Annotated in this window: 20 protein-coding genes and 1 pseudogene; 9 read left to right on the top strand and 12 right to left on the bottom strand. The window is 70.7% G+C overall.

The window, feature by feature from the left end; all coding sequences use genetic code 11:
• Positions 1–133 (bottom strand): annotated as a pseudogene (locus tag ASJ79_RS32925) (CoA transferase); the annotation flags it as partial.
• Positions 134–241: 108 nt separating this feature from the next.
• Positions 242–1,054, bottom strand: coding sequence for a ComEA family DNA-binding protein (locus tag ASJ79_RS29220; protein ID WP_067963038.1), 813 nt, complete (start codon positions 1,052–1,054; stop codon positions 242–244).
• 113 nt (positions 1,055–1,167) lie between these two features.
• Here ASJ79_RS29220 and ASJ79_RS29225 point away from each other — a divergent pair, with 113 nt between their 5' ends.
• The 3 genes from ASJ79_RS29225 to ASJ79_RS29235 are packed head-to-tail and all read left to right on the top strand — an operon-like array spanning position 1,168 to position 3,952.
• The gene (locus tag ASJ79_RS29225) at positions 1,168–1,818 is read left to right on the top strand and encodes a hypothetical protein (protein WP_067963041.1); all 651 of its coding nucleotides are present in this window, start codon (positions 1,168–1,170) and stop codon (positions 1,816–1,818) included.
• The gene (locus tag ASJ79_RS29230) at positions 1,818–2,963 is read left to right on the top strand and encodes an acyl-CoA dehydrogenase family protein (RefSeq protein ID WP_067963044.1); all 1,146 of its coding nucleotides are present in this window, start codon (positions 1,818–1,820) and stop codon (positions 2,961–2,963) included. The genes ASJ79_RS29225 and ASJ79_RS29230 overlap by 1 nt, the downstream gene beginning before the upstream one ends.
• Positions 2,960–3,952, top strand: coding sequence for an acyl-CoA dehydrogenase (locus ASJ79_RS29235; protein WP_067963047.1), 993 nt, complete (start codon positions 2,960–2,962; stop codon positions 3,950–3,952). Before ASJ79_RS29230 ends, ASJ79_RS29235 begins: the two co-directional genes overlap by 4 nt.
• Before the next feature lie 4 nt (positions 3,953–3,956).
• Here the strand turns inward: ASJ79_RS29235 and ASJ79_RS29240 are convergent, their stop codons facing one another.
• Complete coding sequence (locus ASJ79_RS29240) at positions 3,957–4,760, bottom strand: SDR family NAD(P)-dependent oxidoreductase (protein WP_067963051.1); 804 nt, start codon at positions 4,758–4,760, stop codon at positions 3,957–3,959.
• 31 nt (positions 4,761–4,791) lie between these two features.
• On the opposite strand from ASJ79_RS29240, the gene ASJ79_RS29245 reads away from it, so the two are divergent.
• On the top strand, positions 4,792–5,847 hold the full coding sequence (locus ASJ79_RS29245) for a dihydrodipicolinate reductase (protein ID WP_067963055.1): 1,056 nt from the start codon (positions 4,792–4,794) through the stop codon (positions 5,845–5,847).
• Between the two features lie 117 nt (positions 5,848–5,964).
• Here the strand turns inward: ASJ79_RS29245 and ASJ79_RS29250 are convergent, their stop codons facing one another.
• Genes ASJ79_RS29250 through ASJ79_RS29275 form a run of 6 tightly spaced genes read right to left on the bottom strand, consistent with a single transcriptional unit; the run spans position 5,965 to position 10,025 of the window.
• Positions 5,965–6,801 (bottom strand): DegV family protein, encoded by an 837-nt coding sequence (locus ASJ79_RS29250; RefSeq protein ID WP_067963058.1) that lies wholly within the window; start codon positions 6,799–6,801, stop codon positions 5,965–5,967.
• Between the two features lie 6 nt (positions 6,802–6,807).
• Positions 6,808–7,563 (bottom strand): diglucosylglycerate octanoyltransferase, encoded by a 756-nt coding sequence (octT, locus tag ASJ79_RS29255; RefSeq protein WP_067963061.1) that lies wholly within the window; start codon positions 7,561–7,563, stop codon positions 6,808–6,810.
• Positions 7,553–8,230 (bottom strand): glucosyl-3-phosphoglycerate phosphatase, encoded by a 678-nt coding sequence (gene gpgP, locus ASJ79_RS29260; protein WP_067963065.1) that lies wholly within the window; start codon positions 8,228–8,230, stop codon positions 7,553–7,555. Before gpgP ends, octT begins: the two co-directional genes overlap by 11 nt.
• On the bottom strand, positions 8,227–8,619 hold the full coding sequence (rsfS, locus tag ASJ79_RS29265; RefSeq protein ID WP_067963068.1) for a ribosome silencing factor: 393 nt from the start codon (positions 8,617–8,619) through the stop codon (positions 8,227–8,229). The genes gpgP and rsfS overlap by 4 nt, the downstream gene beginning before the upstream one ends.
• The gene (gene nadD / locus ASJ79_RS29270) at positions 8,616–9,239 is read right to left on the bottom strand and encodes a nicotinate-nucleotide adenylyltransferase (RefSeq protein ID WP_255374780.1); all 624 of its coding nucleotides are present in this window, start codon (positions 9,237–9,239) and stop codon (positions 8,616–8,618) included. The genes rsfS and nadD overlap by 4 nt, the downstream gene beginning before the upstream one ends.
• 57 nt (positions 9,240–9,296) lie before the next feature.
• Positions 9,297–10,025 carry a GntR family transcriptional regulator gene (locus ASJ79_RS29275; protein ID WP_197420429.1) on the bottom strand — a complete coding sequence of 243 codons (729 nt, stop codon included), beginning with the start codon at positions 10,023–10,025 and terminating at the stop codon, positions 9,297–9,299.
• A 140-nt stretch (positions 10,026–10,165) separates the two neighbouring features.
• Between ASJ79_RS29275 and ASJ79_RS29280 the strand changes: the two genes are divergently transcribed.
• Genes ASJ79_RS29280 through ASJ79_RS29295 form a run of 4 tightly spaced genes read left to right on the top strand, consistent with a single transcriptional unit; the run spans position 10,166 to position 15,736 of the window.
• A complete protein-coding gene (locus tag ASJ79_RS29280; RefSeq protein ID WP_067963073.1) occupies positions 10,166–11,653 on the top strand; it encodes an amino acid permease in 1,488 nt (495 codons plus the stop codon).
• An 11-nt stretch (positions 11,654–11,664) separates the two neighbouring features.
• Entirely contained in the window at positions 11,665–13,113 is a 1,449-nt protein-coding gene (locus ASJ79_RS29285) for an FGGY family carbohydrate kinase (RefSeq protein WP_067963090.1), read from the top strand.
• Positions 13,110–14,495: an NAD(P)/FAD-dependent oxidoreductase gene (locus tag ASJ79_RS29290; protein WP_067963074.1), complete on the top strand. Its 1,386-nt coding sequence runs from the start codon at positions 13,110–13,112 to the stop codon at positions 14,493–14,495. The genes ASJ79_RS29285 and ASJ79_RS29290 overlap by 4 nt, the downstream gene beginning before the upstream one ends.
• Positions 14,492–15,736: an NAD(P)/FAD-dependent oxidoreductase gene (locus tag ASJ79_RS29295; RefSeq protein ID WP_067963076.1), complete on the top strand. Its 1,245-nt coding sequence runs from the start codon at positions 14,492–14,494 to the stop codon at positions 15,734–15,736. Before ASJ79_RS29290 ends, ASJ79_RS29295 begins: the two co-directional genes overlap by 4 nt.
• An 80-nt stretch (positions 15,737–15,816) precedes the next feature.
• Here ASJ79_RS29295 and ASJ79_RS29300 read toward each other — a convergent pair whose 3' ends face one another.
• Genes ASJ79_RS29300 through ASJ79_RS29310 form a run of 3 tightly spaced genes read right to left on the bottom strand, consistent with a single transcriptional unit; the run spans position 15,817 to position 19,392 of the window.
• Positions 15,817–17,253, bottom strand: a complete 1,437-nt coding sequence (locus ASJ79_RS29300; protein WP_067963078.1) for a VWA domain-containing protein — start codon at positions 17,251–17,253, stop codon at positions 15,817–15,819.
• Positions 17,253–18,128: a MoxR family ATPase gene (locus ASJ79_RS29305; protein ID WP_067963081.1), complete on the bottom strand. Its 876-nt coding sequence runs from the start codon at positions 18,126–18,128 to the stop codon at positions 17,253–17,255. The genes ASJ79_RS29300 and ASJ79_RS29305 overlap by 1 nt, the downstream gene beginning before the upstream one ends.
• Before the next feature lie 16 nt (positions 18,129–18,144).
• Positions 18,145–19,392 (bottom strand): glutamate-5-semialdehyde dehydrogenase, encoded by a 1,248-nt coding sequence (locus ASJ79_RS29310; protein WP_067963083.1) that lies wholly within the window; start codon positions 19,390–19,392, stop codon positions 18,145–18,147.
• 72 nt (positions 19,393–19,464) lie between these two features.
• On the opposite strand from ASJ79_RS29310, the gene ASJ79_RS33540 reads away from it, so the two are divergent.
• A partial coding sequence (locus ASJ79_RS33540) for a tripartite tricarboxylate transporter permease (RefSeq protein ID WP_197420430.1) occupies positions 19,465–19,685 on the top strand: 221 nt, incomplete at its 3' end.

Genomic DNA, 19,685 nt, shown 5'->3' on the forward strand with positions numbered 1-19,685 from the left:
TCCGCTTTCCGCGGTTGTCCATCTGGAACGGCGGGCTGACATGGTGGCGATCCTGCGGATCGATGCCGAGCATCCGGCCGAACGTACGGGCAGGATCACCGGTAGGCGGTTCTATCTTGATCACGTCACCGCCACCGCCGCCACCGCCGTGACCACCGCGCCGGCCTGCAGCCACACGATTCCCGCGGCCGTCACCGCCCAGCTGGTCAGCGCGGCGGGCACCAGGCGCAGGTCCACCGCGTCACACCCGGACCAGCGCGCGCAACTTGTCCAGCCGGGCCGGCCCGATCCCGTCGACGTCACCGAGTTGATCGACGCTGTCGAACCGGCCGTTGGCGTCGCGCCACGCGATGATCGCCGCGGCGGTGACCGGACCGATACCGGGCAGGGTGTCGAGTTGTTCCACGGTGGCCGTATTCAGATCGACCAAACCCGTTGGGCCGGAGGAGGATCCACCCGACGACGGACCGCCGGAAGGCGCCGGCTCGGACACGATCGCGCTGCCCATCTCGGCCGGCTGCCCGGGGGCGGCGGCGATCCCGACCACGATCTGTTCGCCGTCGGCCACCCGCCGCGCCATGTTCAGACCGAGCACGTCGGCGCCGTCGAGGGCCCCGCCGGCCGCTGCCAGCGCGTCGGCGATCCTGGCTCCGGGCTCGAGGGTGACCAGCCCGGGCGTGTGCACCAGCCCGACCACGCTGACCACCACGGGTTCGGCAGGCCCCGGCGCCCCCGCAGCCGCGGCCGGAGCCGCCGACGACACCATCTCCACCGGCGGCAGCTTGGCCGACACCACCGCCGGCGGACTGTCCCGCAGCAGAGTCACGACGGTGACCAGTACCGCCAGCACGCCGACCAGGCCGAGCGCGAGGACCCCGGCGCGGCCGGGATCGGCACGGATCCGGGCCAGCAGCGCCGACGGACCGCTCGGCGCCGCCTCAGGCAACCAGCGCGACAACGTCGTGTCGGGCGGATCGTCGTCGTCCTCGGCGTCGGTGTCACCGACGGCTCCGAGCCGCCGACGCAGCCGCTCCGCGGGCATTTCGGGGGACATGCCGCGACCGTATGCCCGCCCGGCGACGACACCGCGGCGACGCGGGGGCGACGGACCCAAGCTGGGGATGAAGTCCGGTCTGGGGACAACGGTGGCTAGCATTGCTCCCTGATATGAACCGCCGAGCCCCGTTGATCGCAGGTGCGGCGTTCGCGGTGCTCTACGCGACAGCTGTGCTGCTGCTGCCCGCCCTGCCCGGACCCGAAACCGGCATCGCCCGGGTCCGGGCCCTGCTGCTGGCGTCCGCGGCGCTGGCGCTCGTCGTGGTGCTCGCGTTCGCGCGGGACCGGCTGACCGGCCCGCCCGCGCATCTGTTCACCATCGGGTCGTCTCTGCTGGCCGCGCAGCTGTGCGTGGCGGCGTGGTTCGTCGCCGGGGCCGAGCTGCGGCCCGGCCAGGTCACCGCGGGGACCGCGCGTGCCCTCGACGACATCGGGGCCATGTGGCTGCCGGTCGCCACGGTCGCCAACATCCTGGTGGCGGTCCCGATCCTGGTGACGGCCAACGAGGGTCACCTGCCCCGGTGGCTGGGGACCGTGGCGGCGGTGTTCACCGTCGAGCAGCTGATCGAGACGATCACGATCATCGGCCCCGCCGGCAGCTTCATCTCCCCCGACGGCCCGATGAACCACTACCTCGGCGGAAGCCTGACCGCCGCGTTCTTCCTCGCCCTCGGCATCGCGCTGGTGCTGCCCGGGGATCGGCCCGCCGCCGTCGATGACGCCCCCGGGGCCGCGCCGGCCGACGAATCGCCGGTGGACTGATGGCCGCGCCCCGGCTGGTGCCGCCGTGCACCACGGACACGTCTCAGGCCGAAGGTCTGCGCGCGGAGGTCCGCCGTTTCCTCGCCGAACAACTCGCCGCCGGGTCCTTCACACCGACCGCCGATGCGTGGCTGTGCGGATGGGACGAGGACTTCACCGCCGCGCTGGCCGAACGCGGATGGCTGGGGATGACCGTCCCGGTCGCCTACGGCGGGCACGGCCGTACCTTCCTGGAACGGTTCGTCGTCACCGCGGAACTGCTCGCCGCCGGTGCACCGGTGGCCGCGCACTGGATCGCCGACCGGCAGATCGTGCCGTCACTGCTCAAGTACGGGACCGAGGCGCAGAAGACCGAGTTCCTGCCCAGGATCGCGCGCGGACGGTGCTTCTTCGGCATCGGGATGAGTGAACCGGACGCCGGCTCCGACCTTGCTGCGGTGCGGACCCGCGCCGAACGCGTCGACGGCGGTTGGCGTTTGACCGGCACCAAGCTCTGGACCTCGGGAGCGCATCTGGCGCACGCGTTCATCGCGCTGGCGCGCACCGCCCCGGTGGACCCGCAGCACCGGCATGCCGGCCTGAGCCAGTTCATCGTGAACCTGCGTGGCCCCGGGGTGGAGATCCGCCCGATCGTGTCGATGAACGGATCCCACCACTTCAACGAGGTGATCCTCGATCAGGTTTTCGTCCCCGACGACATGGTGTTCGGCACCATCGGCGAGGGCTGGAAGCAGGTCACCTCGGAGCTGAGCTTCGAACGCAGCGGCCCCGAACGTTTCCTGTCGACGTTCGTCCTGCTCGACGCATGCGCCGAAGCCGCTGCCGCAGAACGGATTCCACGCACCGACGAGTTGGGCCGCCTGGTGGCCCGGGTCGCCGGCCTGCACCAGATGTCGTCGGCGGTGGCCGGTGCGCTGGAGCGCCACGAACCCGCGGATGTGGCGGCGGCGGTGGTCAAGGTGCTGGGCACCGCCACCGAGGGCGACATCGCCGAGTTCGCGCACCTGTCGGTCGACGACGCCGCACCGACACAGTTCGCCGCGATGGCGAACCTCGCCGTCGACCAGCGGCCCGGCTTCACGCTGCGCGGTGGGACGAACGAGGTCTTGCGCGGGGTCATCGCGCGCGGGTTGGGGATCCGATGACGATGCCCGGGGTGGAGCCGGCACTGGCCCAGATGATCGACGCGGTGTTCGCCGAGCACAGCACGGACCCCGACCTGTGGCGCCGCCTCGACGGGCTGGGACTGGTGCGGCTGACCGGACCGGAAGAGTCGGGCGGCAGCGGCGCAGGCTGGTTCGAGGCTGCCGAGCTGGTGTCCGCCGCGGTGCGCCACGGAGTGCGAGCACCGTTGGCGGAGAACGATCTGCTGGCCGGCTGGGTGCTGGACGCGGCCGGCATCGGCTCCGACGCCGCGGTCCGCACCGTGTGTCTGCTCGACCGGAACGGCACGGCCGACGCGGTGCCGTGGGCGTCGCACGCCGAACGCATCGTCGTGCTCTGGCCACACGACCACGGGTACCGGGCCGCCGACCTGGCCGCCGGGTCGGCGACCGTCGCTGCCGGCGCGAACATGATCGGCGAACCCAGAGACCGTGTGACGGTGGACATCTCGTCCCTGCAGGGCGTCGCCGTCGGCGCTGACCTGGTCACCCGGTTGACGCTGAAGTCCGCACTGACACGGGCGATCCAGGTGTGCGCGGCACTGGACGGCGCACTGGAACTGTCGATCGACCATGCGACCTCGCGGCAGCAGTTCGGCAGGCCGCTGGCGAAATTCCAGGCTGTGCAACACCTGATCTCCGACACCGCCGCCGAGGCCGCGCTGGCCCGCTCGGCCACCGAGGCGGCGCTGACGGTCGCGGTGGACAGCGACTGGTCTTCTCCCCGACTGGAGTTCCTGGTCGCGGCGGCACGGTCCTGCGCCGGTCACGCCGCGTCCGTCGTGGTGCGCAACGCCCATCAGGTGCTCGGGGCGATCGGAACCACCAGGGAGCACCGCCTACACGAATTCACCCGCGCCGCGCTGGCGTGGCGCTCGGAGTTCGGTTCGATGCGCCACTGGGATGCGCTGCTCACCGACATGGCCACCCGGGCCGGGACTCACCGGCTGTGGCAGCTGATCTGCCCGTGACGGCTCAGCGCACGATCACCGAGCTGGGCTCACGCGGGGCGCCCAGCATCTCGCGGTGCGACGGCGGCGTGCGGCCGCCCTCATCGGTGATGCCGTAGCGCGCAGCGGCTTCCGCGGCGATCACGGTGTGACCGCTGAGGCCGTCCAGTTCGGGATCGCGGTACAGCGCGTCGATCACGTGCCCGGCGAACTCCGGCGTCTCGGCCTGCCCGGCGAAGGCCGCGAGCGCATCGGGATCGCTGAACGCCGACCGCAGTTTCTCGGTGAGCAGGATTCCCAGCCACACCGACACCGCCGCGACGCCGGTGCCGCGGAGATCGACGGCCATGTCGGCGGCCAGCTTGTCGATGCCGGCCTTCTGGGCGCCGTAGGCCGGGCCGTGCATGTAGCAGACCGATCCGGGCGAGGACGTGAACGCGATCAGCCCGCGGGGCTGCGCGATCAGCAGCGGTGCGGCGTGCCAGGACGCGACGTAGGCCGAGCGCAGGCCGACGTTCAGCACGTCGGCCAGCTCGCGCGGTTTCTCCCAGAACGGCTTGCGGCTGACCAGGTCGTCGGAGATGGTGGCGGCGTTGTTGACCAGCAGGTCCAGCCGGCCGGCTTCGGCGCCGACCCGCGCGAACAGCGCACCGACGGCGTCGTCGTCGCGGTGATCCACGCGCACCCCGGTACCCCACGGGGCCTCGTCGGCGACGGTGCGGCCCGTCCCGTACACCCGCCATCCCCGACCGGCCAACGCGGTCGCGATACCCAGTCCCGCGCCGCGGCTGGCACCCGTCACCACGGCCACCGGCGCCATGTCACCCATGCGGACACCCTAGAGGCAGTAGCTTGACGCCATGATCATCACCGCCGACCGACCCCTGCGCGTCATCCAGTGGACCACCGGCAACATCGGCCGGCGGTCGCTGCACGCGATCATCGGCCGCGACGACATGGAACTCGTCGGGGTCTACGCGCACGGCGCCGACAAGGTCGGCGTCGACGCCGCCGAGCTCGCCGGATGGCCGGAACCCACCGGGGTGAGGGCCACCGACGACATCGAGGAACTGGTGGCCCTGAAGCCCGACGCGTGCTGCTACAACCCGCTGTGGCCCGACATCGACGAACTGGTCCGCCTGCTGGAATCCGGGATCAACGTGTGCTCCAGCGCGGCGTGGATCACCGGCGGCAAGCAGGCCCCGGACGATCTCGACCGCATCCGAAAGGCCTGTCAGACAGGTCATTCCACGATCTTCGGCAGCGGCGCCCATCCCGGGATGAGCAACCTGGTCGGGATGGTGCTCTCGGGTGCGTGCGAGCGCGTCGACGAGATCCGCATCACCGAGTCGGTGGACTGCTCCACCTACGAGTCCGCGGGCACCCAGACGGCGATGGGATTCTCCCAGGATCCCGACACCCCCGGACTGGCCGAAAGCGTACGCAGGGAGAGCGAGGTGTTCGCCGAGTCCGCCGCGATGATGGCCGACGCGATCGGCGCCACGCTGGACCGGATCACGTTCGACGTCACGTTCACCGCGGCGACCGGCGACAGCGATCTGGGTTTCATGCAGATCCCGAAAGGCACGGTCGCCGGGGTACACGGCTACCACCGCGGCTGGGTCGGCGATCGCAACATCGTCAGCGTCGGGTTCAACTGGATCATGGGCTCACACGTCACTCCGCCCAAGCCACTCGAGCACGGCCACGTCGTGCAGGTGTTCGGGCTGCCCAACATGCGCACCGTGCTGCACTGCCTGCCGCCGAAAGACTGGACCGAACCGGGTTTCATGGGCCTGGGCATGATCTACACGGCGATGCCGGTGACCAACGCGGTGCCCGCGGTGGTGGCCGCCGCGCCGGGAATCGTCACGCTGGCCGACCTTCCTCCGATCACCGGGCGAGCAGCCCTCTGACGTCTGCCACACCCAAACCCACTCGCCCCCCCTTCGCCGAAATGGCATTCCGGCAGCGGTTGTTCGAGTGGAGGCCTGCCGGAATGCAATTTCGGCGAGGAGGGGGCCGGCTCGGCGCTACTGCGCGACCTGGACGGCCACGCCGACCGCGCCCGCGCCGACGTGGACGGACAACAGCGGGCCCATGTCGGCGACGGCCAGCGACGAGATCTGCGGAAGTCGTTGCGTCAGCGCGGCGCCGAGTTCATCGGCGGCGTCGTGGTTGTCGACGTGGTGGACCACGACGTCGGCGCCCCGGTCGCCGACCACCTCGGCCACCCGGTCGACCATCGCCGCGTGCGCCTTGGTCACCGTGCGGATCCGCTGGTCGAGCACCAGCCGGCCGTCGACGTCCAGGCACAGCAGAGGTTTGAGGGCCAGCGCGGTGCCCAGCCACGACGCGGTGGTGCGGATCCGCCCGCTGCGGCGCAGGTTGTCCAGACGGTGCACGACCAGGAACACGTGCGAACGGTTCAGCGCGGCGCGCGCCGCCGCCTCGACGGCGTCGATGTCGCCACCGGAGCGCGCACAGTCGGCGGCGGCGAGCGCGACGAAACCGACCCCCATCGCCGCCGACCGCGAGTTCACCACCCGCACCGCCGGGCCGAACTCGCGCGCCGCCGTCGCCGCGGCACTGTACGTGCCGGACAGCGCGGCCGAAAGATGAACGGCGACAACGCCCTCCCCACCGCTGTCGGCGAGCGCGCGACGGTAGGTCTCGACGAGCTCGGCCGGTGTCGCACCGGCGGTCGTCACCTTCGGACGATCGTGGATGTCGTAGGGGATGTCGTCGATCCCGTCACGCAGGTCCACTCCGTCGAGCAGCACGTGCAGGGGCACCTGGCGGATGTCCCGCCGGGTGAGCTCGTCACCCGGCAGGCATGACGACGAGTCGCTGACGACCACGACCGGCATGGACGGTCAGCCGCCGGTCGCCGGGATGTCGGAAATGTCCACGCCCGCCTCGGCCAGGCCCTTGAGCATCAACTCCGCGACGGCCTGATGGGCTTCGAAGTTCCAGTGGATGCCGTCGGGGTTGCCGCGGCCACTCATCACTTCCTCGCCCACCGCGGCTTTCAGATCGACCAGCGGTACCCCGTGTTCGGCCGCCCAGCGGGTGATCGCCGACACCGTGCCCGCCCTGCCGTGGTGGGCCATGCCGTACGTCGGGGCGATGTGGACCGACGGCAACGACGCCACCACGGGAATCCCGGGACGGTTGAAGTCGATTGCCGCCCTGGTCATCTCGAGGTACTCCACGGTGAGATGCGGCGGCAGGGCCGGGCGCGCGACCGGCGAGAGCCGCGGCTGCACCCAGCCGTAACCGTCCCGCACCCAGCGCCGCACGCGTGGCGGCCGCACGTAACGGATCAGTTCGCGCAGGGCGGTGGGCAGCGGCGACGGCAGCGAATCCATGCCCGACGTCGCGAAGACCACCGCGCCGGCCTTCGGCAACGCCGCCCACGACCGCGGATCCTGCGTGGCCGCCCACCACACGTCACGGCTGGTCCACCCGATCCGACCGATCAGCTCCACGTCCCAGTCCAGTTGCGCGGCAACGATGTTCGGCCAGATCCGGGGATCGTCCGACGGCAGCCCGCCGGTGGGCCCGTAGTAGGACAGCGAATCGCAGAAGACGAGCAGCGTCCTGTGGCCGGGGGTCGTCTCAGAGGACATCGTTGGCGACCTGCGCCGAGGCGTTCCACACGTCGAGGCGCCACCGGATGTCGGCGAACGACGCCGGATCACCGTCGGCGCGGGTGTGGCCGGCCAGCTGGACCCAGCTGGCGTTGCCCATGCCGCCGAGCACCGGCCAGTTCTCCGGAGGCAGACCGAGCAGCGCAGCGGTCAACGCGGCAATCAGCCCGCCGTGCGCAACGAGCACCACCGGCCGATCGGAACCGACCACTCCCCATTCGCTCTGCTGGGCCACCAGTTCCCGCACCAGCGGCAGGCTGCGCTCGGCGACGTCGATGCGGCTCTCCCCGCCGTGCGGCGCCCAGCGGGCGTCGTCGCGCCACGCCAGCCGCGCACCGGGGGCCACGGCGTCGACCTCCAGGTGGGTCATCCCCTGCCAGTCACCGAGATGGGTCTCGCGCAGGCGGGTGTCGATGCTCACCGGCTGACCGCTGCGGTCGCCGAGCACGACGGCGGTGTCCAGCGCCCGGCGCAGATCCGACGACACGATCAGCAGCGGTTGCCGTTTGGCCAGCGCCTCGGCGGCCGCGACGGCCTGTTCCCGGCCCAGGTCGCTCAGATCGGTGTCCAGCTGACCCTGCATCCGGCTGCCCGCGTTGTACTCGGTCTGCCCGTGCCGCAGCATGACCAGGCGGCGGATCCTCATTCGCCGTCCCCCACCGCGTCCCGCGGCACGTCGTCGAGGTCCACCGGCACCGTCGGGCAGTCCCGCCAGAGCCGGTCCAGCGCATAGAAGTTGCGTTCGTCCTCGTGCTGGATGTGCACCACGATGTCGACGTAGTCGAGCAGCGTCCAGCGGCCTTCCCGGGTGCCCTCCCGTCGCGCCGGCTTGTAGCCGGCGACGCGCATCTTCTCCTCGACTTCGTCGACGATGGCGTTGACCTGCCGGTCGTTGGATCCGGACGCGATGACGAAACAGTCGGTGATGACGAGCTGCCCGGAGACGTCGATGACGACGACGTCCTCGGCGAGTTTGGCCGCCGCCGCCTTCGCGGCGACGGTGGCCATGTCGATGGCTTCGGCTGAGGCGCTCAGGGGTGCTCTCCTTCACCTACAAGGCTGGGGCTGCGATAGAGATTACGTTTGGCGACGTACTGCACGACACCGTCGGGGACCAGATACCAGATCGGCCGTGACTGCTCGGCTCGCCGGCGGCAGTCCGTCGACGAGATGGCCAGGGCCGGCACCTCGATCAGATGCAGCGCGTCGTCGGGCAGTTCGGTCATGGCCGCCGAGACGTGCTTGCCGTCGAGCTCGTACCCCGGCCTGCTGACACCGATGAACCGGGCGATCGAGAACAACTCCTCCCAGTTCTGCCATGACAGGATCGAGGCCAGCGCATCGGCGCCTGTGATGAAGTACAGGTCCGCGTCCGGGTTCTGGGCCCGCAGGTCGCGCAGCGTGTCCTTGGTGTAGGTGGCTCCGCCTCGGTCGATGTCCACGCGGCTGACCGTGAACCTCGGGTTGGACGCCGTGGCGATCACCGTCATCAGGTAGCGGTCCTCGGCGGCGGTCACCGGCCTGCTGCGCTTCTGCCAGGGCTGACCGGTCGGCACGAACACCACCTCGTCGAGGGCGAACCGGTCGGCCACCTCGCTGGCCGCGACGAGGTGGCCGTTGTGGATGGGATCGAAGGTCCCGCCCATCACGCCCAGCCTTCTCTGCCGTCGGCCGCCTGCTTGCACGAATAGCGAGCTTACGGGAGTGCAGGCTCAGACAGCCGAGAGGCGATGAGCGTGCAGCGCCTCGGACACCTCGAACGACGCGCGGTCCGCGCGGTAGACGTCCCGGGCGTACTCGACGCACCGGCCCGTGCTGTCCTCGGTGCTGCGGGTCAGCAGGGTGCCGGCCGAGCCGGCCCGCACGCCCAGCTGCGCGCTGGTCGTGTCGTCGAGCACGATGGATTCCAGCACCGCTGTCGAACGGGCCAGGTCGATGCCGTAGCGCGAGCGCAGCACCGCCCACAGCGAGCCGTCATCGGTGACGTCGAGAATGCCGGGCGTCAGATCGGCGGGCAGGTAGGTCGTCTCCAACGCGAACGGAACGTCGTCGACGCTGCGCAGCCGGTGGAAGACGTGCACCGCGGCGTCCTCGGCGAGGTCGAGTGCGCGGCGCACCGCGGGGCTGGCGACCCGGTATTCGGCCCACAGCAGCTGGGCGGCGGGGCGCCGGCCCATCCGGGCCACCTCTTCGGAGAAGCTGCCGACGTGGAACCGGACCCGCGGCTCGGCGACGAACGTGCCACGCGGGGGTTTGCGGTACACCAGCCCCTCGCTCTCCAGCAGCGACAAGGCCTGGCGGGCGGTCATCCGGCTCACGCCGTGTTGTTCGGCGAGCTCGCGTTCGGACGGCAGCAGTGTGTGCGGCCCCAGCTGTTCGGTGGCGATCAGGTCGCGGACATCGGCGGCGATCGACATGTACAGGGGTGTCCCGGCGGGCATCTTTGCAGCGTAGCGACGTAAGTCGACTTCGGTTGTCAACATGTCCCCGGTGAACACCTCGTGACGCCGTTGACGTGTCCGGCCGATGTCCCATACCTTGGTTCAACCACATGGTCTAGACCATAGATTCGGAGTGATCGATGTCTGAGATGTCCCCGGGAAGCGATTCCGCCGAACTCGCCCAGTTCGGCTACACCCAGTCGCTGGAACGGCACACCGGCAAGTTCGCGTCCTTCGCCGTCGCGTTCGCGTTCGTGTCGATCGCAACCGGCATCTTCACCACCTACGGCTCGGTGCTCAACAGTTCCGGCCCGGTCGGCATCTGGACCTGGCCGATCGCGGTGGTCGGCCAGCTCGCGGTCGCGTTCGTGCTGGGCGCGCTGGCGTCCCGCATCCCGGTGACCGGCTACCACTACCAGTGGATGTCGCGGCTGGCGAACCCGGTCCTGGGCTGGATCATCGGCTGGATCTCGTTCACGTTCCTGGCCATCGTGGTCTGCGCGGTGGACTACACCATCGCCTCGACGATCCTGCCGGTGCTGCTGAACTACGAGAGCACGGCCACCATCGCGTGGGTGATGACCGCCGCGGTGCTGCTGCTGCAGGCCCTGCTGGTGGCGTTCTCGACCCCGTGGGCCGAGCGGGTCAACAACAGCCTGGTCACCCTCGAGCTGATCGGGATGGTCGCGCTGACCGTGCTGCTGCTGATCGTCGCGGCCGTGCGCGGCGACATGGACTTCGGGAATCTGTTCAGCAAGGGCGCCGTGCCGGGCGAGGGATTCTGGAGCTTCGGCGACTGGACGTCGGCCGGGCCGTGGATGCTGGGTTTCCTGCTCGGCGCGTTCACCATCGTCGGTTTCGAGTCCGCGGCCAACCTCGCCGAGGAGACCCACGATCCGGAGCGGGTGGTGCCACGCGCCATGTGGCAGGCCGTGCTGGCCTCCGGTGTGCTCGGGTTCCTGTTCCTGGTCGCGGTGACGCTGGCCGCCGGCGATCCGGTGGCGCTGGCCGAATCGGGCACGCCGATCGCCGACGTCATCGACAAGACGCTCGGCTCCGTGGTCGCCACGCTGCTGCTGCTGATGGTCGTGCTGGCGATCTTCGCGTGCGGTCTGGTCATCATGATCACCGGTGTGCGGCTGACCTGGGCGATGTCACGCGACAAGCGGTTCCCGGGCTGGCAGCAGTGGAGCCGGATCTCGCCGCGGTTCCACACCCCGCTCAAGGCCACCGTGCTGTACTTTTGCCTCGCCCAGCTCATCCTGGCGATCTTCGCGCACTCGGAGACCGCGCTGTTCACCCTCTTCAGCGCCGCGACGCTGCTGCCGGCGGTGATGTACGCGTCCACCGTGGTGCTGTACCTGGTCAAGCGCAAGGACCTGCCCAAGAAGAACGGCAAGTTCGACCTCGGCGTCTGGGAGGCCCCGATCCTGGTGGTGGCGGTGGTCTGGCTGGCGTTCGAACTCGCGCTGTTCCGCGACGCGGCGTTCAAGGAAGCCTGGGCGTACGTCATCGTGATGGTCGCGGTCGGGGCGGCCTACCTGGCCTACCTGTTGATCCGCCACGGCAGGAAGAGCTTGTCGATGCCGGACATGCACTCCATCGACGCCGAACTCAGTAGAGAGTGACGATCCAACCGATGCAGCACATCCTGGCCATCGATCAGGGGACGTCGGGAACCAAGGCCGTCGTCGTCGACGGAGCCGGCGACCTCCGCGCCGTCGCCGAGGTCGCCCTGCGCCCGCACTACCTGCCCGGCGGCGGTGTCGAACAGGACCCCGAGGCGCTGTTCGATTCCGTCGTCACCGCCGGGCGCCGCGCGCTCGAGCAGGCCGGGGTGGCCGTCGCCGCGGTGGCGTTGGCCAACCAGGGCGAGACGGTCCTGGCGTGGGACCGCGCCACCGGCCGGCCGCTGACCCCGGCGATCGTGTGGCAGGACCGGCGCGCCGAATCACTGTGTGCCCCACTGTCGGAGCACGCCGACGAGGTGGCCCGGCGCACCGGGCTGGTGCTCGACCCGTACTTCTCCGCGCCGAAGATGGCATGGATCCGTGAACACCTGACCCGCGACGGCGTGGTGACGACCACCGACACCTGGCTGGTGCACCGGTTGTGCGGCGCGTTCGTCACCGACGCGTCCACCGCGAGCCGCTCCCTGCTGATGTCGTTGGACGACGTGAGATGGGACGACGAGCTCACCGCGCTGTTCGGACTGGACGGCGAAGTGCTTCCCGAGATCGTCGCCAACGATCACATCGTCGGCGCCACAACGGTGTTCGGGCCCAGCCTGCCGGTCGCCGGGCTGATCGTCGACCAGCAGGCGGCGCTGCTGGCCGAAAGCTGCCTGGAAGCCGGGTCGGCCAAGTGCACCTACGGAACGGGCGCATTCCTGCTCGCGCAACTCGGACCCGACGCGGTGCGGTCGACCTCGGGCCTGACGACGTCGGTGGCGTGGCGCCTGCGTGACCAGACCCGGTACTGCGTCGACGGCCAGGTCTACACGGCGGCATCGGCGATCAGATGGGCCGTCGACCTCGGACTGGTACCGTCGGCCGACCAGATCGATTCCGCCGCAGCCGAATCCAGCGACGGCGTGCTGTGTGTGCCGGCGCTGGCCGGCCTCGCGGCGCCGTGGTGGGATTCCGGCGCCACCGCGTCGTTCTCGGGGATGACCCTCTCCAGCGGTCGCGGTCAGCTGGTGCGCGCGCTGCTCGAAGGGATCGCCGCCCAGGTCACCGCGCTGACGGATCTGGTGTCAGCCGACCTCGGCCGGCCGTTGACGCGGTTGCGTGTGGACGGCGGCCTGACCCGCTCGGCCGCGCTGATGCAGGCCCAGGCCGATCTGGCCAGGATGCCGGTCGAGGTGTACCCGTCCCAGCACGCCACCGCGCTCGGCGCGGCCGCCTGTGCGCGGCTGGCCCTGGAGCCGGGGATCTCCGCCGCGGACGCGGTGGGCAGCTGGGTTCCGGAACGCACCTACGAACCGCGGTGGTCGGCGGACCACGCCGCGGATTTTCTGCAGCGCTGGCGTCGCGCCGCCGACATGGCTGCCGCGCAGCAGGATTCACGCAAGGAGAGCACGTCATGAGTACCCAGGCCGTCTCCGACGTCGTGGTGATCGGCGCCGGTATCGTCGGCTCCGCGATCGCCCGGGCGCTGGCGGGCACCCGCCTGGCGGTCACGCTGGTCGAAGCGCGCGACGACGTCGGCGACGGCACCAGCAAGGCCAACACCGCGCTGCTGCACACCGGGTTCGACGCCACCCCCGGCACCCTGGAGTCCCGTCTGGTCGCCCGCGGCTACCAGTTGCTCGGCGAGTACGCCGCACAGACCGGCATCCCGGTGGAACGCACCGGCGCGATGCTGGTGGCCTGGACCGAGGAAGAGGTCGATGCCCTGCCCGGTCTGGTCGTCAAGGCCGAACGCAACGGCTACCGCGAATGCGGCCTGGTCTCCGCCGACGAGGTGTACCGCCGGGTGCCCGACCTCGGACCGGGAGCGCTGGCCGGTCTCACCGTGCCCGGCGAGTCGATCATCTGCACCTGGACCACCAACCTGGCGCTGGCCACCGACGCCGTCGCCCGCGGCGCGCGACTGCTGCGCGGCGCGCGGGTCATCGGTGTCGACACCGGGCCCGAGCACACCACGCTGCGCACCACCGCCGGGGAGGTACGTGGCCGCTGGATCGTCAACGCCGCCGGCCTGGGCGCCGACCACCTCGACGCCGAGTTCGGGTACCAGCGCTTCACCGTGATCCCGCGCCGCGGTGAGCTTCTGGTGTTCGACAAACTGAGCCGGCCGATGGTGCCGCTGATCGTGCTGGCCGTGCCGTCCTCGCGCGGCAAGGGCGTGCTCGTCAGCCCGACCATCTACGGCAACGTGATGGTCGGCCCGACGTCGGAGAACCTCGACGACCGCACGGCCACCGGCACTTCCGAGAAGGGGTTCGACTTCCTGATGTCGAAGGGGCGCGCGTTGATGCCGTCGCTGTTCGACGAAGAGATCACCGCCAGTTACGCGGGCCTGCGGGCCGCCACCGACCACGACGACTACCTCATCGACCTCGACGCCCGGCAACGCTACGTGCTCGTCGGCGGAATCCGCTCGACCGGACTGACCTCCGGGATGGCGATCGCCGAGCATGTCACCGGGTTGCTCGCCCACGCCGGCGTCGACGTCGCCGAGCGCGACGACCTGCCGCCCCCGCCCCGCATGCCCAACCTCGGGGAGGCCGGAGTGCGCCCGTACCAGGACGGCGAACGCATCGCCGCCGACGCCGAGTACGGCAGGATCGTGTGCTTCTGTGAGCGGGTCACCGCCGGGGAGATCCGCGACGCCTTCGCCTCCCCCATCCCGCCGGCGGATCTCGACGGCCTGCGCCGCCGCACCCGCGTGATGAACGGCCGCTGCCAGGGCTTCTACTGCGGCGCACGCACCCAGGCCCTGCTCGACGCGGGAACCGCCCGATGAACCGCGTCGCAGTCGCGATCATCGGCGGTGGACCGTCCGGACTCACCGCCGCCGCCACGCTCGCACCGTCGGTCGACGGCGAGGTCCTGGTGCTGGAACGTGAGGCGCAGACCGGCGGAATCCCCCGGCACAGTGACCATCTCGGGTACGGCATGCGCGATCTGCACCGGTTCCTCTCCGGGCCCTCCTACGCCCGTCGGCTGACCGGGACGGCCGAGGACGCCGGGGCCGTGCTGGAGACCGAGGCGATGGTCACCGGCTGGGCCGGCGAGCGCACCCTGCAGGTCACCTCACCGCGCGGCGTGCGAACCGTCACCGCCGACGCCGTCATCCTCGCCACCGGAGCCCGCGAACGGCCCCGCCCGGCCCGCCTGGTGCCGGGCGACCGGCCCGACGGCGTGTACACCACCGGTCAGCTGCAGAACATGGTGCACGTGCACCACGCCCCCGTCGGTCGCCGTGCGGTGATCGTCGGCGCCGAGCTGGTCAGCTGGTCGGCGGTCCTGACGCTGCGCGAGGCCGGGTGCGCCACCGTGGCGATGGTCTCGGGCTATCCGCGCGCCGAGGCGTACGGGGCGTTCCGTTCGGCGGGCCGCTTGCTGCTCGACGGGCCGGTGCTGACGGGCAGCCGCGTGGTCGGCATCCACGGCAAAGACCGCGTCCGTTCGGTCACCGTGGAGCACATCGCCACCGGCAACCGTCGCGAACTGCCTTGTGACACAGTCGTGTTCACCGGAGACTGGATTCCCGACCACGAGCTCGCCCGCACCGCCGGTCTGCGGATGGACCCCGCCACCCGCGGCCCGGTGGTGGACCCGGCGCTGCGGACCAGCCGGCCCGGGGTCTTCGCGGCCGGTAACCTGCTGCATCCGGTGGACACCGCCGACGGCGCGGCCCTCGACGGACGTCATGTCGCTGCCGCGGTGCTCGCCTGGCTACATCGCCGCGACCGGTCCGCCCCGGCACCGGCGAGCACCCCGATCCGCGTCGATTCACCGTTCAGATGGGTGGCCCCGCAATTGATCTCCGCTGACGGCGGCGTGCCCTCCCGCGGGGATCTGCTGTTGTGGACCGACGAGTACCGCCGGCTGCCGCGGCTGCGCGCCGTACAGGACGGCCGGCTGCTGGCGACCAGGCGCACACCGTGGCCGGCCGCCCCGGGCCGCGTCTACCGGGCGCCGTGGTCGTTGGTGGCCGGCGCGAATCCGGCGGGTGGCCCGGTCACCCTCTCGCTCGCCTGACCGCCGCACGCCCCGCCGAAATTGCATTCCAGCAGCCAAAAGCCGAGTGCGGGCCTGCTGGAATGCAATTTCGGCGGGGGTCAGACGGGCAGCAGGGCGTCGATCACCGAGGCGAGCTGCTTGGCCGAGCGGCACTCGTGCATCGTGATGACGTCCTGATAGCGCGGCACGGCCGAATCGCCGCTGCCCCACAGATGCCTGGGTTCGGGGTTGAGCCAGTGGGCGTGCCTGCTGGCGTTGACCATGTGGGCGAGCAGATCGGTCTCGGGGTTGCGGTAGTTGTTACGGGCGTCGCCGAGCACCAGCAGCGAACTGCGCGGCGACAGCACGTTCGGGAACTTGTCCAGGAACGACACGAACGCGTGGCCGTAGTCGGAGTGCCCGTCGCGGGTGTAGACGGCCGCTTCGCGGGTGATGCGCTGCACGGCGACGGCGAGATCCGCGTCGGGCCCGAACAACTCGGTGACCTCGTCGGTGGTGTCGATGAACGCGAAGACCCGGACCCGGGAGAACTGTTGGCGCAGCGCGTGCACCAGCAGCAGGGTGAAATGGCTGAAGCCGGCCACCGATCCGGACACGTCGCACAGCACCACCAGCTCGGGGCGGGCCGGGTGCGGCTTCTTGAGAACCACGTCGATCGGCACACCGCCGGTGGACATCGACTTGCGCAGCGTCTTGCGCAGGTCGATCTCGCCCGCGCGGGAGCGTCGCCGCCGGGCCGCCAGCCGGGTGGCCAGCATGCGCGCCAGCGGACCCACCACGCGGCGCATCTGGCGCAGCTGCTCCCCCGACGCGCGCAGGAACTCGACGTTCTCGGCGAGCTGCGGGACCCCGTACATCTGCACGTGGTCGCGACCGAGCTGCTCGGCGGTGCGTCGTTTCGTCTCCGATTCCACCATCTTGCGCAGTTGCGCGACACGTTGCGCGGCAAGCGCTTTGGCGATCTGCTCCTGGGTCGGGGTGGGTTCCTCGCCGTACGGGGCGAGCAGACCGGCCAGCAGCCGGCCCTCCAGGTCATCGAGGCTCATCGCCTTGAGCGCCTGGTACGACGAGTACGACGGCCCGCGGCTGGAGTTGTACCGGCCGTAGGCCTCGACGATCTGGGCGATCATCGCCGCGAGCCGCTCGTCGAGGTTGGCCAGCTCCGCGTTGTCGGTCAGCAGGTCGACGAGCGCCTGGCGCATCGCCTCGATGTCCTCGGGCGGCAGACCCGGATCGCCGTCGGAGTCGTCCTCCAGCACGGTCTTGGCGCCCAGCGCGGCCGGGAAGTACAGGTCGAACAGCGCGTCGTAGGTCTCGCGGTGATCGGCGCGGCGCAGCACCGCGCACGCGAGCCCTTCCCGCAGCACGTTCCGGTCGGCCAGACCGACGGTGGCCATCACCTGACCGGCATCCACCGTCTCCGACGGACCCACCGAAATACCTTGCGCGCGCAGAGCTTCCACGAACTCGACCAGGTGGCCGGGGATTCCGTGGGGCGCCAGCGGCTGGGGCGGGCGGGTTCGTCGCGGCGGCATCAGTTCAGCCTCAGCTCCCCGGCGGCCTTGATCTGGTCGGACTGGTGCTTGAGCACCACGCCCAGGGTCGCGGCGATCACCTCGTCGTCGACGGTGTCCATGCCCAGCGCCAGCAGGGTGCGGCCCCAGTCGATGGTCTCGGCGACCGACGGCAGTTTCTTGAGCGCCATCCCGCGCATCACACCGATGATCCGGACGAGTTCCTCGGCGAGCCGTTCAGGCAGTTCGGGCACCCGGGAGAGCAGAATGCGACGCTCCAGTTCCGGGTCGGGGAAGTCGATGTGCAGGAACAGGCACCGGCGCTTGAGCGCTTCGGACAGTTCCCGGGTCGCGTTCGAGGTCAGCACCACCAGCGGCCGCCGCTCGGCGGTGATGGTGCCGAGTTCGGGCACCGTCACCGCGAAGTCGCTGAGTACCTCCAGCAGCAGGCCCTCGATCTCGATGTCGGCCTTGTCGGTCTCGTCGATCAGCAGCACCGTCGGTTCGGTGCGCCGGATCGCGGTCAGCAGCGGGCGGGTCAGCAGGAACTCTTCGGAGAACACGTCGTCGCGGGTCTGGTCCCAGTCTCCGTGCCCGGCCTGGATGCGCAGGATCTGCTTGGCGTGGTTCCACTCGTACAGTGCCCGGGCTTCGTCGACGCCCTCGTAGCATTGCAGTCGCACCAGGCCGGAGCCGGTGGACTGCGCGATCGCGCGGGCCAGTTCGGTCTTGCCGACACCGGCGGGCCCTTCCACCAGCAGCGGCTTGCCGAGCCGGTCGGCCAGGAACACCGCGGTGGCGGTGGCGGTGTCGGGCAGATAGCCGGTTTCGGCCAGCCGCGTCGCGACATCGTCGATGTCGGCGAACAGCGGCACCGTGCGTGCGGGGACGCTCAAGGTATCTCCTTCAGGATCAGGCCGGACGGGTGTGGCCGTCGCCCCACACGATCCATTTGGTCGACGTCAGTTCGGGCAGCCCCATCGGCCCTCGGGCGTGCAGTTTCTGGGTGGAGATGCCGATCTCGGCGCCGAAGCCGAACTGCTCTCCGTCGGTGAACGCCGTCGACGCGTTCACCATCACCGCGGCGGCGTCGACGCGTTCGCTGAAGCGTTGTGCCGCAGCGAGATCGGTGGTCACGATGGCCTCGGAGTGGCCGGTGCCGTACTCGTTGATGTGGGCGATGGCGGCGTCGACGCCGTCGACGACGGCCAGCGCGATGTCCATCGACAGGAACTCGGCGCGCAGCTCGTCCTCGGACGGGTCGGCGTGCACCGCGACCCCCGCCGCGGTCAGCGCGTCGGTCAGCCGGGGCACCGCGACGTCGGCGATCGCCGCGTCGATCAGCAGCGTCTCGGCGGCGTTGCACACGCTGGGCCGTCGCGTCTTGGCGTTGAGCACGATGGTCTCGGCCATGTCCAGGTCGGCCGAGGAGTGCACGTAGACATGGCAGTTGCCGACGCCGGTCTCGATCGTGGGCACCTGCGCGTCGCGTACCACGGCGTCGATCAGGCCGGCGCCGCCGCGCGGGATCACCACGTCGACCAGCCCACGCGCCTGGATCAGGTGGGTGACGCTGGCGCGGTCCTCGCTGGGCAGCAGCTGGACGGCGTCGACGTCGAGGCCCTCGGTGGCCAGCGCGGCACGCAGCGCGGTCACCAGCGCGGCATTGGATTGCGCGGCCGACGAGCTCCCCCGCAGCAGAACCGCGTTGCCCGACTTCAGGGTCAGGCCGAACGCGTCGACGGTGACGTTGGGCCGGCCTTCGTAGACGATGCCGACGACACCGAGGGGAACCCGCTGCTGACGCAGCTGCAGACCGTTGGGCAGCGTGCGGCCACGCAGCACCTCCCCGATGGGGTCGGGCAGCCCGGCCACCTGACGCAAACCGTCGGCGATGCCCTCCACCCGCGCCGGGTCCAGCGCGAGCCGGTCCAGCATCGCCGCCGGGGTGCCCGCGGCACGCGCCGCGGCGACGTCGGCCTCGTTGGCCGCCAGGATCGCGCGGGTGTTCATCAGGATGTGGTCCGCGGCGACGCGCAGCGCACGGTTCTTGGTGTCCGTGCTCAGCGTGGCCAGCGTCCTGGCCGCCCCACGGGCCCGTCGGGCGGCGTCGTGAACCTGCTGCCGTAGGTCGGGAACAGCGGGGGCCTGCACACTCATCAGGCCAGGGTATCGGACGTCTCTGCGGCATTCGACGCGCGTCGACCCGGTCTGCGGCTAACTTGGACGCTCATGGTGACGCGGGTCTGCGTGGTGGGCAGTGTCAACGCCGATCTGACCTTCACCGTCGACGCGCTGCCCCGGCCGGGGCAGACCGTTCTGGCGTCGGCGCTGGTGACGTGTATCGACGGTCACCCGATGGCGAAGAGGGGAGAGGCGGCCAAAGCGCTCGCCGTCGCGGCGGTCTCCTCGTTCGTCGCCGGGACATTGACCGTCGTGCTGCTCAGCGTGGC

The organism is Mycobacterium sp. NAZ190054 (assembly GCF_001545925.1).
In the GTDB taxonomy this organism is placed as follows: Bacteria; Actinomycetota; Actinomycetes; order Mycobacteriales; family Mycobacteriaceae; genus Mycobacterium.

Excerpts from the sequence above, each read along its gene's own strand:
- ASJ79_RS29220 (WP_067963038.1), bottom strand. The coding sequence starts at position 1,054 with ATGTCCCCCGAAATGCCCGCGGAGCGGCTGCGTCGGCGGCTCGGAGCC.
- ASJ79_RS29225 (WP_067963041.1), top strand. The coding sequence starts at position 1,168 with ATGAACCGCCGAGCCCCGTTGATCGCAGGTGCGGCGTTCGCGGTGCTC.
- ASJ79_RS29230 (WP_067963044.1), top strand. The coding sequence starts at position 1,818 with ATGGCCGCGCCCCGGCTGGTGCCGCCGTGCACCACGGACACGTCTCAG.
- ASJ79_RS29235 (WP_067963047.1), top strand. The coding sequence starts at position 2,960 with ATGACGATGCCCGGGGTGGAGCCGGCACTGGCCCAGATGATCGACGCG.
- ASJ79_RS29240 (WP_067963051.1), bottom strand. The coding sequence starts at position 4,760 with ATGGGTGACATGGCGCCGGTGGCCGTGGTGACGGGTGCCAGCCGCGGC.
- ASJ79_RS29245 (WP_067963055.1), top strand. The coding sequence starts at position 4,792 with ATGATCATCACCGCCGACCGACCCCTGCGCGTCATCCAGTGGACCACC.
- ASJ79_RS29250 (WP_067963058.1), bottom strand. The coding sequence starts at position 6,801 with ATGCCGGTCGTGGTCGTCAGCGACTCGTCGTCATGCCTGCCGGGTGAC.
- octT (WP_067963061.1), bottom strand. The coding sequence starts at position 7,563 with ATGTCCTCTGAGACGACCCCCGGCCACAGGACGCTGCTCGTCTTCTGC.
- gpgP (WP_067963065.1), bottom strand. The coding sequence starts at position 8,230 with ATGAGGATCCGCCGCCTGGTCATGCTGCGGCACGGGCAGACCGAGTAC.
- ASJ79_RS29275 (WP_197420429.1), bottom strand. The coding sequence starts at position 10,025 with ATGCCCGCCGGGACACCCCTGTACATGTCGATCGCCGCCGATGTCCGC.
- ASJ79_RS29280 (WP_067963073.1), top strand. The coding sequence starts at position 10,166 with ATGTCTGAGATGTCCCCGGGAAGCGATTCCGCCGAACTCGCCCAGTTC.
- ASJ79_RS29285 (WP_067963090.1), top strand. The coding sequence starts at position 11,665 with ATGCAGCACATCCTGGCCATCGATCAGGGGACGTCGGGAACCAAGGCC.
- ASJ79_RS29290 (WP_067963074.1), top strand. The coding sequence starts at position 13,110 with ATGAGTACCCAGGCCGTCTCCGACGTCGTGGTGATCGGCGCCGGTATC.
- ASJ79_RS29295 (WP_067963076.1), top strand. The coding sequence starts at position 14,492 with ATGAACCGCGTCGCAGTCGCGATCATCGGCGGTGGACCGTCCGGACTC.
- ASJ79_RS29300 (WP_067963078.1), bottom strand. The coding sequence starts at position 17,253 with ATGCCGCCGCGACGAACCCGCCCGCCCCAGCCGCTGGCGCCCCACGGA.
- ASJ79_RS29310 (WP_067963083.1), bottom strand. The coding sequence starts at position 19,392 with ATGAGTGTGCAGGCCCCCGCTGTTCCCGACCTACGGCAGCAGGTTCAC.